We start from the raw sequence: 15,209 nt of genomic DNA, 5'->3' as shown, positions 1-15,209 counted from the left end.
GGGCACCGCATGCACGGCCGCTTGACGTCACTCGGCTGCATACTCGCGGTTGCCGCAGGTACGGCCGTTCTCGCTGCGCCACCGGCGTTCGCGGCGCCGCCTCCGCCGGTGAACTCCTGTGGCGAAACAGGATTCGACCCCAAGGACTACCCACCCGAGCCCATCGGACCGGGCAATCCACCACAGCTGCCGCCGTTGCCGGATCGTGTGGTGATCCCCGTGCCCTATCCGTCGATCGAACTCGTACCGGTTCCCGATCCGGCCCCGAACAACACCCGCGTACAGGCCGAACCGCTGACCGACCCGTGTGCGGACCCGTGCCCCGATCTCACCGACGACACCGATTCACCGACGCCGGCAACGGGCTCGGCAGACCATCTGCCGTTCCCGCGCATCGAGATCGACCCGCAACCCGAGACCATTCCGATCCCGATTCCCGGCCCCGCTGCCCCGGGAACGCCGCCGCCCGCGCCCGCCGTCAACCCAGCGGAGCCAGGACCCACGACGGTCCCGCCAGGAGCACCCGCCGTCGGAACCGTCGAGGTCGTCTCCCAGCTGACCGGACCGGGATCGGAGAACCGCACCGACAAGCGCTGGCAGGTGAACGGAACCGACCTCGGCATCATGTGGGAGAGCAAGCCCGGTGAGGTCGCCGTCGCCTTCGGCGATTCCTTCGGCAAGGGGTGGGAGTTCGGCGTCGTGGGCGGCGACGACTGGCGTTCCAACGCACTCGGCCACAGCACCGACACCGACCTGTCCGACGGCATGACCCTGGACTCCATGGTGCAGGATTCCCGTTGTCACGCAGCCGAACTGCTGCCGTCGCGCAAGATAAAGAACTGGGAGACGACGGTCATCCCCACGTCCGGTTTCGCCATCGACGACCGGCAGTACATGTCGTACATGTCCATCAGGCGCTGGAGCACGATTCCCGGCATGTGGTGGACCAACTACGGCGGCATCGCCTACTCGGACGACAACGGTTCCACCTGGGTCAAAGACGAGCATGCCAAGTGGGACAACCTCTTCGGCTTCTCCAAGTTCCAGGTGTCGACGATGGTTCCGGCGGGGGAGTACGTCTACATGTTCGGCACCGTCAACGGACGCGCCGGACAGGTCGGGCTCGCCCGCGTCCCGAAGGCCGAGGTGTTGAACAAGACCGCCTACCAGTACTGGGTGAACGGCACCTGGGCTCCCGTCGGATCGAACGAGGCCACCCCCATCGCCGACGGTACGGCCGGGGAACTGTCGGTCCATCACGACGAGGCCCGAGGCCTCTGGCGGATGACGTATCTCGATCCGCTGCGCGGCGATATCGTTCTGCGCGAATCGAATTCACCGCAAGGGCAGTGGACCGCGCCGACCACCTTGATCGACACCGCCGAGTACCCCAAGACCTACGGCGGCTTCGTTCACCCGTGGTCGACGGCGAACGAGCTGTACTTCACCGTCTCGGAATGGGACAGCTACAACGTCTATCTGGTCAAGGCCGAGCTTCGCTCGTCGTGAGCGGAAACTCGTAGCAGGCTACGAGGTTCTACTCACATGCGGCGCAGCCGCTCCTACTGCGTGGGCCACCACTCGAGCAGCGCGGCCTCGGCGTCCTCGCGGGAGAGCGGTCCCCGGTCGAGACGCAGTTCTTTCAGGAACTTCCACGCCTTGCCCACGTCGGGTCCGGCCGGGATGTTCAGCAACTCCATGATCGCGTTGCCGTCGAGATCGGGCCGCACCCGCGCCAGGTCCTCCTGCTCGGCGATACGGGCGATGCGTTCTTCGAGATCGTCGTAGGTGGCCTGCAGCGCGGCGGCTCGACGCTTGTTCCTGGTGGTCGAGTCGGCCCGAACCAGCTTGTGCAGCTTGGGCAGTAGCTCACCGGCATCGGTGGCGTAGCGCCGCACGGCGGAGTCGGTCCACTGGCCCTTGCCGTAGCCGTGGAAACGCAGATGCAGGAACACCAGATGCGAGACGTCCTCGATCATCTTCTTGGAATACTTCAAGGCGCGCATGCGCTTTCGCACCAACTTGGCACCGACGACCTCGTGGTGATGGAAGCTGACTCCGCCGCCCGGCTCGTTTCGCTTGGTATCGGGCTTGCCGATGTCGTGCAGCAATGCGGCCCAACGCAATACGAGGTCCGGATCGCCGTCCTCGAGATCGATGGCCTGCTTCAGCACAGTCAGCGAGTGGGTGTACACGTCCTTGTGCTGGTGATGCTCGTCGATCTCGAGCTTCATGTTGGGCACCTCGGGGATGATCCGCTGCGCCAGGCCCGTCTCGCACATCACGTCGATGCCGTCGATCGGGTGCTCGCCCAGGATCAGCTTGTCCAGCTCCACCTGGATTCGCTCGGCGGTGATGCGGTCGATCTGCTCCGCCATGTCCTCGATGGCCCGGTGCACCCGTGGCATCAGAGTGAACCCCAGCTGAGAGACGAACCGCGCGGCCCGCAGCATGCGCAGGGGATCGTCTCCGAACGAGACCTCCGGTGCCGAGGGAGTATCGAGAACGCCCTCGAGCAGCGCGTCCATGCCGCCGAGCGGATCGACGAATTCCTGGGCACCGTCCGCTCCGAGACGTACTGCCATGGCGTTGACGGTGAAATCGCGTCGAGCGAGATCTTCTTCGAGGCTGTTGCCGTACTGCACCTCGGGATTGCGGGAGACCTGATCGTAGGAGTCGGTGCGATAGGTGGTGATCTCGATCGTCTGGCCGTCCTTGGCCGCGCTGATGGTCCCGAACGCGATGCCGGTGTCCCACTGATGGTCCGCCCAGCCCGACAGCAACGCCTGAACGTCCTCGGGCCTGGCGTCGGTGGTGAAATCCAGATCGGTTCCGAGTCGACCGAGAACTGCATCGCGCACCGAGCCACCGACGAGGAAGAGCTGGTGCCCCGCCGCGGCGAACAGTGCGCCCAGCGGAGTCAACACCGGAGCGAGTTCGCGCAGCGTCACAGCAGCTCCCGCCAGCAACCTCTCCCGGCGGGCATCGGTCTGCTCGGCGGAAACGGAGGACAGGGACTGATCGGCCACGGTGGGAGAGCCTACTTGCGCCGAGCCGATCGATTGTTCCGGCCTTCACCCCCCGCGGTGCGGCACGGTAGAAGAGTGCGCACAGGCAACTAGTATGGATCGGGTGTCTGCTGCCGAACGTGCGAACAGGAGCCGCCGCAACCCGCGGCGGCGTCAGGCACGCGCCGACACCGAAGCACCCAAGCTGCGGACCGTCCGCGAGACCTCGGCAGGCGGCCTGGTGGTCGACGGCCTCGACGGGCCGCCGGCCAAGCGCTGCGCCGCCCTCATCGGCCGCACCGACCGCCGCGGACGCCTCCTCTGGTCCCTGCCCAAGGGTCACATCGAACAGGGCGAAACCGCCGAGCAGACGGCCATGCGCGAGGTCGCCGAAGAAACCGGCATCCGCGGTACCGTCCTGGCCTCGCTGGGCAGCATCGACTACTGGTTCGTCACCGAGGGCCGACGCGTCCACAAGACCGTCCACCACTACCTGCTCCGATTCCTGGGCGGCGAACTGTCGGACGAGGACCTCGAGGTGACCGAGGTCGCCTGGGTCCCGCTGACCGAACTGCCCTCTCGACTCGCCTACGCCGACGAACGCAAGCTCGCCGCCATCGCCACCCGTCTGATCGAGGACATGAGCAGCGGCAACTCGGGCGCACCCATCCCCGGCGGGAAGTGATCGTGCGGGCCCGGAAGGTCGCTGCCGCCGCATTGACCACGTTCGTTCTTGCGGTGGCTCCGTCGGTCGGCTCCGCAGCACTGGTCCCCGCGCAGCTTCCGAACGCCGCGGCCCAACCCGACTCCTCCGTCGGCGATGCGTCCGGCACCACCAGCGCCGTTCCGGACACTCCGATGACGCAGGACGGCAACCCCTTCCTGACGCTGAGCATCGAGACCGTCGCCCCCTCCACTGTCACCACCAGCAGCGACCCGTTCGTCACCGTTCGCGCCACGGTGACGAACACCGGGGACCGCCGCGTCGACGACGTCAGTGTCCGGATGCAGGCCGCTGCCGCCGTCGACACCACCGCGGGCCTGCGGACCTCCCTGACTCTCGACCAGGACCGATTCGAGCGGGTGGGCGATTTCGTCACGGTCGCCGACTCACTGGAGAAGGACGAGAGCCGCCAGTTCGACATGTCGATGCAGCTGCGCAGCACCACCGAACCTTCACTGGGAATCGAGGCGCCAGGCGTCTACCCGCTGCTGCTCAACGTCAACGGCACCCCCGAGTACGGCGGAACCGCACGACTCGACGACGCTCGCTTCCTGCTCCCGGTCGTCGGACTGCCCCGAAACCCGGGTGAGATGGACCCGACCGCACCGGGCGCGCTGCCGCTGCCCCCGAACACCCGCAACCCCGTCGCGATGACGGTCCTGTGGCCGCTCGCCGACATCCCTCGCCTCGCTGCCGGAATTCCCGGATCCGTCGACGAGCGTGTGCGACTGATCGACGACGAGCTCGCCGGCGAACTCGCCACCGGCGGGCGACTCGACACCCTCCTCAAGGCCGTCGAGTTCGCGACGCAACCCGGCCTCGATCCCGACGGCAGACTGGCGTCGAGCCTGTGTATCGGCCTGGACCCCGACCTGCTCGTCACCGTCTCGAACATGACCCGCGGCTACCTCGTCGTCGACAACCCGGCCGATCCCGCCAGCACGACGCGTGAGGGCACCGGAAGCGCAGCCGCAGGCCAGTGGCTGTCCCGACTCGAGACGGTCGCGTCGAGCACCTGCGTGACGGCGATGCCGTTCGCCCAGACGGATCTGGGGGCAGTGGCCGACATCGGCGATCCCACGTTGCTGAGCAGTGCGGTCAGCGCCCCGGCAGACATCGTCGACGGCATCCTCGGCATCACCTCGACGCGCGGTTTCACCTGGAGCACCACCGGTGGCGTGGACGCGGACACCGCCGATGCCCTGCGCACGGCAGGAACCGGCACCGTACTGGTCGCCGACAACAGCATCAGCCCGCCGACATCGGCCCCGACATCGCTGCTGGTCTCGTCCGAGACCCAACCGTCGGACACCCAGCAGACCGAGACGCTGGCCGCCACCCACTACGACGCCGCCACCGCAGCGGCGCTGGCCGGCGTCGGAGACACCCCGTCCACCCCCGCCCTGACCCCCACCGAGCAGCGCTTCGACCTCGCCACCGACTCTCGTACCGCACGCCTGCAGGACGCGCTCGGAGCCGTCAACTTCCATGCGCTCGTCGGCACCGATCGGCCCGGGCGCACCGTCACCGTCGCGCCCCCGCAGTACTGGACCGCGGGGGGCGACGAACCGTCGGCCATTCTGTCGACGGTGTCCTCGCTGCTGCGTTCGGGGTTGGCCACGCCGCGCCCACTGGCCGAGTTGCTCGCCGAGCCCACGTCCGGACCTCCGGTGACCGGCATCGATGCAGCCACCGAACTCGATACCGGCACCATCGGCCTGGTGCAATCGCAGAGCGCCCGGGTCGACACTCTGATGCAATCACTCGTCGAGGACCCGCAGTCGGCGCTGACCCCGCGCCTGTACACCGCCCCGCTGCGCGAGGACATGCTCCGAGCGCTGTCGACGGCCGGTCGTGCCAGTGCCGCCAGTGACGACACCGGCGTGATGGCGCGTGACCGACTCGCCGCCATCCGCATCGGATTGGACACCATCTACGGGTCGGTGACCGTGCTGGCCCCTGGCGGCGTCTACACCCTCGCCTCGGAACAGAGTCCGCTGCTTCTCGTCGCCCGCAACGACCTTCCGGTCCCGGTCAACGTGCTGCTCAGGGTCGATGCGCCGCCGGAGATGACGATCAGCGACGTCGGCGTCACCCAACTTCCGGCCCGTGGATCACGGACCATCACCGTGCCGGCCGAAGTGGACGACACGCGCAATCTGTCGGTCGACTTCTCCGTCACGACGCTCGACGGGTCCCGGCTCGGTGAGGTCTCGACGGTGTCCGTGCGATCGAACGCATACGGCCAGGCACTGGCGATAATTACCGCCTGCGCCGGTGCTCTCCTACTGTTACTTGCAGGTCGACGCCTCTGGCACCGATTCAGAGGTCAACCCGACCCGGCCGACGAAGGGTACGAGAGACCATGACAGGCAACGTCCCGTACGACGGCGACCTGCCGCGGTCACGCATGCCCGCATCGCAGGTGTTCCGACGCACGACGCCACCGCGGTCCGCCCCCTGGGAGCGGCAGTCGCGGCCGGAGCTGCGCTCCTACCCGGCACCGCCGTCGCTCGACGGTCAGCCGGCCGCCGACGACACCGTCACGCAGATGATCCCGCGATTCCGGGACGAGGACTACCCCTATCCTTCGTCGAGCACAGCACCGTCCGGAACGGTTCCGCCGACGAGAGTTCCGCCGGGCGGGTCCGACCCGGCACCGCAGCCCGAGCCGCGGCCGCAGAAGTCACTGCTGGCCGCGTCGGGTTCGATCGCGGTGGCGACCCTGGTCAGCCGCATCACCGGATTCGCCAAGCAGGTCGCCATGACGGCCACCCTCGGCGCGGCGCTGGCCAGTGCGTTCACCGTCTCGACGATCCTGCCGAACATGATCTCCGAGCTCGTCCTCGGCGCAGTGCTCGGAGCCATCGTCGTGCCGGTGTTGGTCCGAGCCGAGCAGGAGGACGCCGACGGCGGGCGGGCATTCGTGCGACGCCTCTTCACCATCGCAGTGGCGCTGCTCGGAACCGTGGCGCTCGCGGCGACGATCGCAGCCCCGCTGCTGGCGAGGCTGATGCTCGACGGCGATCCGAAGGTCAACGAGGACCTGACCATCGCGTTCACCTATCTGGTGCTGCCCGCGCTGATGTTCTACGGACTGTCCGGCCTGCTCACGGCCGTGCTCAACACCCGGCAGAACTTCAAGCCCGGCGCCTGGGCACCGGTGTTCAACAACCTGATCGTGCTCGCGGTGTTCGCCCTGTACCCCTTCGTCCCGGGCGAGATCACCGCGAACACCATCGAGATGAGCAACCCCAAAATCCTCGTTCTCGGCCTCGGTGTGACCGCGGGTGTCGTCACCCAGGTTCTCGCTCTGATCCCGGCTTTGCGCCGCGAACGCATCGACCTGCGCCCGCTCTGGGGATTCGACGAGCGACTCAAGAAGTTCGGCGCGATGGCCGCCGCGATCGTGCTCTACGTCGTCATCAGCCAGATCGGGCTGATCGTCGCCACCAGGATCGCGTCGGGCACCGACGATGCGAGCAACGTGATCTACTCGCAGGCCTGGATCGTGCTGCAGCTGCCCTACGGCATCCTCGGCGTGACGGTACTGACGGCCATCATGCCCAGACTCAGCCGCAACGCCGCCAACGGTGACACTCCGTCCGTCGTCGACGATCTGTCGGTCGCGACCCGCCTGACGATGGTCGCGCTGGTGCCGATCGTGGTGTTCCTGACCTTCGCGGGTCCGTCGGTGGGCGAGGCGCTGTACGGCTTCGGCCGGTTCGCCGAGGTCGCACCCAGACTCGGCGAGGCCGTCAGCTGGTCGGCGTTCTCCCTCATCCCGTACGCCCTTGTGCTGATCCACCTGCGTGTCTTCTACGCCCGTGAGAAGGCCTGGACGCCGACGTGGATCATCCTCGGTATCACTGCCGTCAAGATCGGCCTGTCGTTGCTCGCCCCGATCGTCGCGTCCTCGCCGGAGCAGGTGGTGCTGCTCCTCGGCGCAGCGACCGGTCTGGGCTACACCGTCGGCGCGATCATCGGCGGATACCTGCTGCACAAGAGCCTGGGCAGTCTGCGGATGGCCAACGTCGGCAAGACGGTCTGGCTGGTGCTCATCGCCTCACTGGCCGGCGGCGCGGCCATGCTCGCGATCGACCGGATCCTCGGGCTCGACGCCATGATGAACGGCTGGGTAGGCAACTTCGCCCGCGTGGCGATCGACGCCGTCATCATGCTCGGCATCACGTTCTCGATCCTCTGGTTCGGCAAGATTCCCGAAGTTCTGGCGGTCACCGTGGCCCTGAGCCGCCTCGTCCGCAGGTTCCGCGGCGGATCCGACACGCGGGACGCAGATCTGGCCGCTGCAGAAACCGGCGTTATTCCGGTTATTCGAAGCGAGCCCACATGGGACACTGCGCGGGATCGGCTCCCGTACCCTGGTCATCGGCACCCGGGGGCACAAGCTCATGAGGGTCGACCGTTCGCAGATCAACACGGGGCATATTCGCCTGAAGGAGTGACAGTGACCGACGACGAAGTTGCTGGGGGGCCGGCACAATCTCCAGCAAGCGAAGCCGACCGAACGAGCGGCGGCGTCGAGGTCGACACCCAGGACCGCACCGAGCCCGTGAAGGCCGAGGCTTCTTCCTCCAAGACTCCGAAGCCCGCCGAGACGCCGGCGAAGACCGCGTCCGAATCGAAGACTGCAGCCGAGTCGAAGGCACCTGCTCCCGAGCAGGACGTCGAGAAGTCCGCCGACGAGCCAACGGCCGTCGAGCCCGCTGTCGACAAGCCCGTTGCCGCCAAGTCTGCTCCGAAGCCGGCCGACAAGACCGTCTCCATCTCCAAGGCTGCTCTCGCGGCGCGTCCGACCGACAAGACCATCTCGATCTCCAAGGCCGATCTGCCGGTCGAGACCGACGACGAGAAGTCCACACAGGACTCGAAGCCCGCGGCGGATGCGGATTCCGAGAAGACCGCAGCAGTACCGGCCACACCCGGTAACGACGACTCGTCTTCCACGGACGACGTCGACACTGCAGCGGCTGCGGCGAGCGCTCCCGGGCGCACGCTCCGCGGCCCGACGCTCATTCCCGGTGCCTCCGTTGCCGGTGGACGGTACCGACTGCTGGCACCGCACGGCGGCGCGCGCGGCCTCAAGTTCTGGCAGGCCCACGACGTCAAGCTCGATCGCGAGGTCGCGCTGACGTTCGTCGACGCCGACCAGCAATCCACCGCCTCGACCGACGACCGCACTCAGGGACCGCAGGCGATCCTCTCGCGCACGCTGCGTCTGGGTCGGATCAATTCGCCCGGCCTCGCACGCGTGCTCGACGTGGTGCGTGGCAGCTCCGGCGGCATCGTCGTCGCGGAGTGGACGCCCGGCCGGTCACTGCGCGAGATGGCCGACACCGTGCCTGCACCCACCGGCGCGGCACGCGCGATCAAGGTCCTCGCCGCAGCGGCCGAGGCCGCGCACCGCAGCGGAGGTGCGCTGTCGATCGATCATCCCGATCGCGTGCGCATCAGCTCCAGCGGCAATGCCGTCCTCGCCTTCCCCGCAACACTGGCCGACGCCGACCCCAGTTCGGACGTCCGCGGACTCGGCGCGATGCTCTACGCCCTGATCACCGCAAAGTGGCCCCTGTCCGACACCACCGGCGGCGCCGTCGTACCCGGCGACGCAGCTCCAGCACGCAGCGTCGGCGGTATGCGTCCGGCCGACCGCGACGACAAGGGTGCCCCGCTCGAGCCGAGGCAGGTTCGTCCGGATGTTCCGTTCGAGATCTCCGCCGTCGCAGTGCGGGCGCTGGAACAGAACAGCGGAATCCGTACCGCTGCCACCGTGCAGCACGTCCTGGACCAAGCAGCTGTGGTCAACGACAAGACGGATCTGATGCCGGCTCTGCGACTGGGCCAACGCGCACCGGGCGCCAGTGGGCACTCGCTCGCCGACCCCGAGGAGATCGCCGCCGAGAAGGCGAAGTCGATGCGCACCAACATCGCCATCGCGGTACTCGGCGCCTTGACGGTCGTCGTGCTCGCGTTCGCGGGCTTCTGGCTGTTCACCTCGATCGCAGGCGACAACACCGAAACTCCGCTCGACACCCAGGACTTCGGACTCACGACTCCGGCCGAGGCACCGCCCGCAGCCGATTCCGCGGCCCCCCCGGCTCCAGCCGGTGGCCCGGTAGCGATGGACGACGTCAGCGTCTTCTCACCCCAGGGTTCCGCCGACAACCCGAGCACCGCGTCCAACGTGATCGACAACGACCCCAGCACCGCATGGACGACCGACTCGTACTTCCAGCAGTTCCCGGCTCTCAAGAACGGCGTCGGCCTGCTCGTGTCCATCCCGTCCTCGACGCTGCAGAACGCATGGATCGAATCGACGTCTCCGGGAACCGTCGTCGAGATCCGGTCGGCCCCGAACGACTCACCCAGCCTGAGCGACACCACGCTGCTCGGTGAGGCCACGTTGCAGAACGGCCGAACCGACATCGCCCTCGACGACGCGGAGCCGACCGGGAACGTCCTCGTCTGGATCACCAGTCTCGGCGAACAGGGTGGCCGCATCGCCACCTCGATCTCCGGGATCGGTTTCGACACCTAATTCGGGCATTCGGTAATCAATACCGGCTCGTTTCGTACTTCACGGTATTCATGGCCTAGGCTCCCCCCAATGCGTTAACACGGGGGGAGCCGTTTTCGTATGACCGAACGTTTCGATTCGGCGCCAGGGGAGCGCACGGATGCGGAGCTTCTGGCTGCTCATGCGGCCGGAGAGCCGAACGCCTTCGCCACGCTGATCTACCGACACCACGAACACCTGTGGCTGACGGCTCGGCGCACAAGCTACACGCCCGAGGACGCCTCCGATGCTCTGCAGGAGGCGTTGCTCTCCGCTCATCGCACGGCCGGGTCGTTCCGCGCCGACGCCGCGGTCCGAAGCTGGTTGCACAAGATAGTCGTCAATGCCTGCCTCGACCGCATCCGCAGGAACAAGGCACGCCCGTCGGTTCCGTTGAGCGAGAACGAAAGTCACGAGCCCGTATCTCCCAGAGATCGGATTTCCGAGACGGAGACGAGCATTCTCGTTCGACAGGCTCTGATGACGTTGCCACCCGACCAACGTGCAGCCGTCGTCATCGTGGACATGGAGGGGTATTCGGTGGCCGACGCTGCCGACCTGCTCGGCGTTCCCACCGGTACCGTGAAGAGTCGATGCGCCCGCGGTCGACTCAAGCTCTCGACGCAACTCGCGTACTTGAAAGATGCAGGGAACCGAATCTGACCCCCTCGCGTCTATACCGTGTGAGAGAGAAAGCAGACTCGGCGAAGGGAGGCAGGATCGTGCCGTCGAGCACCGACGCTCTACAAGCCCCGTTCTCGCCGGAGCTACTCGCCGATCTGCATGCCGATGCACTTCCCGAGGACGTCAGTCGGCGACTGTGGCCACTGGTTCGCCTCGACGAGGATTCGATGCGCATCCTCGCCGGTCTCGACGCCGTCTCGGCTCGACTGCACGAGTTGGGCGAGGACCCCACCGGGACGTTGTCGATTCCGCCCGACGTCGCCCAACAGATCGATCGCACCCTGCACACGGTCGAGCAATCGACGTCCCCGGTGGACGTCGTCGTTCCGCTCCGTCCGCGCAGACGTCGTATGGTTCTCGGAACCGCCGCTGCCGCAGCGCTTCTGACGGCCGGATCGGTTGCTGTCGCGGCGGCCGTGTTCACTCCGGACGAGCCCGAATCGATCGTTGCCGACCCCACGCAGGCTCCGGATTCGTCTCTGGTGCTCGATTCCGCCGACCTCGACTCCGGTTTCGCGTTCGGCATCATCGGCAAGCGGGATCCCGGAGCATTGGCCGATCCGGCCGACCTCGCTGCCTGTCTGCAGTCCAACGACGTGGATCCGGCCACCACCGTTCTCGGATCGAGTCGAGTGCGCGTCGACGGCCGAGACGGAACGCTGCTCGTCCTCGCCGGAGAACAGCCCTCACAGTTCATCGCCCTTGCGGTGGGCAACGACTGCAGCACTGCAAACCCGGACGTGCTGACGCGTCGCGATATCGGCTGACAGATCTCTCACCGGGGAACAACTGCCTCTAGGGTGGTGTTGACCAGATGTACGTCGACCGGCGTGTGCGCTGAACACTCGGTTGTCGACTGCACGTATACGCCGCACATGATCGGAAGGTCTGCATTGAGTACCCCCAAGGTTCACGATCTCATCATCGTCGGCTCGGGACCGGCCGGTTACACCGCCGGCGTCTACGCCGCACGGGCGGAGCTGGAGCCGATCCTGTTCGAGGGAACACAGTTCGGCGGTGCGCTGATGACCACCACCGAGGTCGAGAATTTTCCCGGGTTCCGCGAGGGCATCATGGGCCCCGATCTGATGGAACAGATGCGCGAGCAAGCGGCGCGATTCGGCGCCGACATCCGGACCGAGGACGTCGAGGAGCTCGATCTGACGGGCCCGATCAAGACGGTGTCCGCCGGCGGCGAGACCTACCGGGCTCGGGCGATCATCCTCGCCATGGGCGCAGCAGCTCGCTATCTGTCCATCCCGGGTGAGGAGAAGTTGCTCGGACGCGGCGTCAGCGCCTGCGCCACCTGTGACGGCTTCTTCTTCCGTGATCAGGACATCGCCGTCATCGGTGGTGGCGACTCGGCCATGGAGGAAGCAACCTTCCTCACTCGCTTCGCACGCAGCGTCACGATCGTGCACCGCCGCAGCGAGTTCCGCGCGTCGCGCATCATGCTCGAGCGCGCCAAGAACAACGACAAGATTCGTTTCCTCACCGACACCAAGGTGCTCGAGGTCCTCGGTGACACCAGCGTCACCGGGCTTTCGCTCGAGCACGCCGAAACCGGCGAGAAGACCACTCTGGACGTGACCGGAATGTTCGTCGCAATCGGCCACGATCCCCGCAACGAGCTGGTCAAGGGCCAGGTCGAGCTCGACGATGCCGGCTACGTCAAGGTCGCGTCGCCCACGTCGGCCACGTCCGTCGAGGGCGTCTTCGCTGCCGGAGACCTCGTCGACCACGTATACCAGCAGGCCATCACCGCTGCGGGTACGGGCTGCACCGCGTCGATCGACGCCGAGCGGTGGTTGGCCGAGCAGGGCGACATCACCAGCAACACGCTCGAACACGCCGACCAGCCGGTCGACGCCGTCAACGCCTGACAGGCACCGAACTTCCACATCGAGGAGATAGAAAATGTCCGACGACAAAAGCACTGTCACCATCACCGACGCGTCGTTCGCCGACGACGTCCTGACCAGTGAGAAGCCCGTCCTGGTCGACTTCTGGGCCACCTGGTGCGGCCCGTGCAAGATGGTCGCCCCGGTTCTCGAGGAGATCGCGGCCGAGCACAAGGACAAGCTCACCATCGCCAAGCTCGACATCGACGCCAACCCGCAGGCCGCTCGCGACTTCAAGGTCATGTCGATTCCGACGATGATCCTGTTCCAGGGTGGCAAGCCGGTCAAGCAAATTGTCGGCGCAAAGGGCAAGGCCGCGCTGCTCAAGGACCTCGAAGGCGTTATCTGACTCACCTGCACACAGTGTGGATTGCAGCGGAAGCCAGTCTTTCTGCGACAATCATCTGATGTGCCGATGCTTCGGCATCGGCACATCAGCCGCAAGGTGTGAGTGCCGTCGGAACGATCGAGAGGCTTTGTCGAGGATGCAGGAACTCAGTCACGGCGATTCCGGACCCGCCGTCGCCGAGGTCCGCGGCACTCTGTCGGCTCTCGGCTTTCTCCACGAAGCGGTGGTTCCCCCCGGTCCCATGGACGACGGCCACTGGACGGCTCCCGGCTCCGTCTTCGACGGTGCCCTCGGAGGTGCCGTCCGCGCATTCCAACAACACCGCGGTCTGTTGGTCGACGGCGTCGTAGGCCCGGCCACATATCGCGCACTCAAAGAAGCGTCGTACCGCCTCGGCGCTCGAACCCTCATCTACCAGCTGTCCGCTCCGCTGTACGGCGACGACGTCGCCTCGTTGCAGACGAGACTCCAGGACCTCGGTTTCTACAGCGAGCGCGTCGACGGCTTCTTCGGTCCCCGCACGCACGAGGGACTGTCCTCGTTCCAGCGCGAGATCGGCCTCTCCCCGGACGGCATCTGCGGACCGGCAACTCTGCGCTCTCTCGACCTTCTCGGCACGCGCGTCACCGGTGGATCCCCGCACGCCATGAGCGAGGAAGAACTCGTCCGTAAATCGGGACCGCAGTTGACCGGCAAGCGCATCGTCATCGATCCCGATCTCGGCGGAGCAGACACAGGTCGCATCGTCGAGGGAACGTTCGGCCGCGTCTCCGAGTCCGAGATCCTGTGGGATATGGCGAGCCGACTCGAGGGCCGCATGGCCGCGACCGGCATGGAGACCTTCCTGTCCCGTGCGCGCGGCACCAACCCCTCGGTCGCCGACCGCGCCGAGACCGCCAACGCCTGGGGTGCCGATCTGATGATCTCGCTGCGCTGCGCATCGAGCACCAGCCCTGTGGCCAACGGCGTCGCCAGCTTCCACTTCGGTAACTCGCACGGCTCCACCTCGATGATCGGTCAAGTACTGACCAGCTACGTACAGCGTGAAATCGTCGCTCGCACACCACTTCTCGACTGTCGCAGCCACGGCCGCACGTGGGATCTGTTGCGTCTGACCAACATGCCGACCATCCAGATCGATCTCGGCTACCTCACCAACGAGTCCGACGTCGAGGTGCTCAGCGATCCGCGCTTCCGCGACATCATCGCCGAAGCGATTCTGATCGCCGTCAAGCGTCTGTACCTACTCGGTCAGGACGATCAGCCGACCGGAACGTTCACCTTCGCCGAGTTGCTCGCCGAGGAACTTGCTGCTTCCGATCGCCCCTGAACCACCGCGCGCGAACGCGTCGGCGGGTGAGGTGTCACCGCGCCCCGACCGTCGACTTCTGCTCGATGTCGACGACGGAGATGCTGGCTGCGATCAGTAGCTGCTCGAGTGCCGATTCGACGTCCTGCTTCCAGCCGTGATCGCGATCGAGCTCGAGCCGCAGTCTCGGAAATCTGTGGTGGGGCGCAATCACTTCGAACCCGACCTTCTCGAGGAAGTCTGCTTCGATCATGCACGTCGACGCCGAACACATCAGCTGTGCCGTGGCGTTCGGAACCACCGGCGCAGCATCGTCGGCGTTGCGTCGAATGCCGAACGCTTCCAGAGCGCGGACTCCACGATTGACGAGATCGCCCACGACGGCCTGGATCAACGTGGCCGAATGCATGTCGGCGTCATCCGGCGAATCGATTCGCAGCTGAGTCAATAGAACTGCATCGTGGCTCACCGGCGACGTCGGGAACGTGCCGGCTCGTGGAACTGCTCGGGGTGGGCAGTAGAGCGCGCAGCCGATGGTCTTGCCGTCGACGGACAGCAACTGTGATAGTGCCCCATGGGGTGGTGTAATTCGGATCGGTGAACCATCCGGTTCATGATCAACGAGTTGTGTTGTATGTTAGGCGCTTTCGAGCTGAG

General features: G+C 66.4%; 10 protein-coding genes and 1 pseudogene. 9 read left to right on the top strand and 2 right to left on the bottom strand.

The genetic code is table 11. The features are described from left to right. Positions 1 to 9: 9 nt before the first annotated feature. On the top strand, positions 10 to 1,509 hold the full coding sequence (locus AB0362_RS17170; RefSeq protein WP_317532999.1) for a DUF4185 domain-containing protein: 1,500 nt from the start codon (positions 10 to 12) through the stop codon (positions 1,507 to 1,509). Positions 1,510 to 1,562: 53 nt separating this feature from the next. Here AB0362_RS17170 and AB0362_RS17165 read toward each other — a convergent pair whose 3' ends face one another. Then, positions 1,563 to 3,029 (bottom strand): CCA tRNA nucleotidyltransferase, encoded by a 1,467-nt coding sequence (locus AB0362_RS17165; RefSeq protein WP_317532998.1) that lies wholly within the window; start codon positions 3,027 to 3,029, stop codon positions 1,563 to 1,565. Positions 3,030 to 3,132: 103 nt separating this feature from the next. Between AB0362_RS17165 and AB0362_RS17160 the strand changes: the two genes are divergently transcribed. From AB0362_RS17160 to AB0362_RS17125, 8 genes are all read left to right on the top strand, one after another. Next, positions 3,133 to 3,693, top strand: coding sequence for an NUDIX hydrolase (locus AB0362_RS17160; protein WP_068047657.1), 561 nt, complete (start codon positions 3,133 to 3,135; stop codon positions 3,691 to 3,693). Next, complete coding sequence (locus AB0362_RS17155) at positions 3,690 to 6,101, top strand: glycoprotein (protein WP_317532997.1); 2,412 nt, start codon at positions 3,690 to 3,692, stop codon at positions 6,099 to 6,101. The genes AB0362_RS17160 and AB0362_RS17155 overlap by 4 nt, the downstream gene beginning before the upstream one ends. Beyond that, positions 6,098 to 10,291, top strand: coding sequence for a lipid II flippase MurJ (locus tag AB0362_RS17150; RefSeq protein ID WP_317532996.1), 4,194 nt, complete (start codon positions 6,098 to 6,100; stop codon positions 10,289 to 10,291). Before AB0362_RS17155 ends, AB0362_RS17150 begins: the two co-directional genes overlap by 4 nt. A gap of 99 nt (positions 10,292 to 10,390) precedes the next feature. Further along, positions 10,391 to 10,972, top strand: a complete 582-nt coding sequence (sigM, locus tag AB0362_RS17145) for an RNA polymerase sigma factor SigM (RefSeq protein WP_094687344.1) — start codon at positions 10,391 to 10,393, stop codon at positions 10,970 to 10,972. A gap of 59 nt (positions 10,973 to 11,031) precedes the next feature. Beyond that, the gene (locus AB0362_RS17140) at positions 11,032 to 11,760 is read left to right on the top strand and encodes a hypothetical protein (protein WP_317532995.1); all 729 of its coding nucleotides are present in this window, start codon (positions 11,032 to 11,034) and stop codon (positions 11,758 to 11,760) included. A gap of 126 nt (positions 11,761 to 11,886) precedes the next feature. After that, the gene (gene trxB, locus AB0362_RS17135) at positions 11,887 to 12,876 is read left to right on the top strand and encodes a thioredoxin-disulfide reductase (RefSeq protein ID WP_094638551.1); all 990 of its coding nucleotides are present in this window, start codon (positions 11,887 to 11,889) and stop codon (positions 12,874 to 12,876) included. A gap of 34 nt (positions 12,877 to 12,910) precedes the next feature. After that, positions 12,911 to 13,243, top strand: coding sequence for a thioredoxin (trxA, locus tag AB0362_RS17130; protein ID WP_068047667.1), 333 nt, complete (start codon positions 12,911 to 12,913; stop codon positions 13,241 to 13,243). Between the two features lie 136 nt (positions 13,244 to 13,379). Then, entirely contained in the window at positions 13,380 to 14,573 is a 1,194-nt protein-coding gene (locus AB0362_RS17125) for an N-acetylmuramoyl-L-alanine amidase (RefSeq protein WP_068047669.1), read from the top strand. A 34-nt stretch (positions 14,574 to 14,607) separates the two neighbouring features. Here AB0362_RS17125 and AB0362_RS17120 read toward each other — a convergent pair. Then, a pseudogene (locus AB0362_RS17120) lies at positions 14,608 to 15,126 on the bottom strand (GNAT family N-acetyltransferase); the annotation flags it as partial. Positions 15,127 to 15,209 lie beyond the last annotated feature (83 nt).

Source organism: Rhodococcus sp. NPDC079359, from assembly GCF_040702585.1.
Classification (GTDB): Bacteria; Actinomycetota; Actinomycetes; order Mycobacteriales; family Mycobacteriaceae; genus Rhodococcoides.
Note: the sequence above shows the minus strand (reverse complement) of the source record. Positions and strands in the feature narration are given on the sequence as shown.

Bases quoted from the DNA above. Each gene is read 5' to 3' on its own strand.
- AB0362_RS17170 (WP_317532999.1), top strand. From the start codon at position 10: ATGCACGGCCGCTTGACGTCACTCGGCTGCATACTCGCGGTTGCCGCA.
- AB0362_RS17150 (WP_317532996.1), top strand. From the start codon at position 6,098: ATGACAGGCAACGTCCCGTACGACGGCGACCTGCCGCGGTCACGCATG.
- sigM (WP_094687344.1), top strand. From the start codon at position 10,391: ATGACCGAACGTTTCGATTCGGCGCCAGGGGAGCGCACGGATGCGGAG.
- trxA (WP_068047667.1), top strand. From the start codon at position 12,911: ATGTCCGACGACAAAAGCACTGTCACCATCACCGACGCGTCGTTCGCC.
- AB0362_RS17125 (WP_068047669.1), top strand. From the start codon at position 13,380: ATGCAGGAACTCAGTCACGGCGATTCCGGACCCGCCGTCGCCGAGGTC.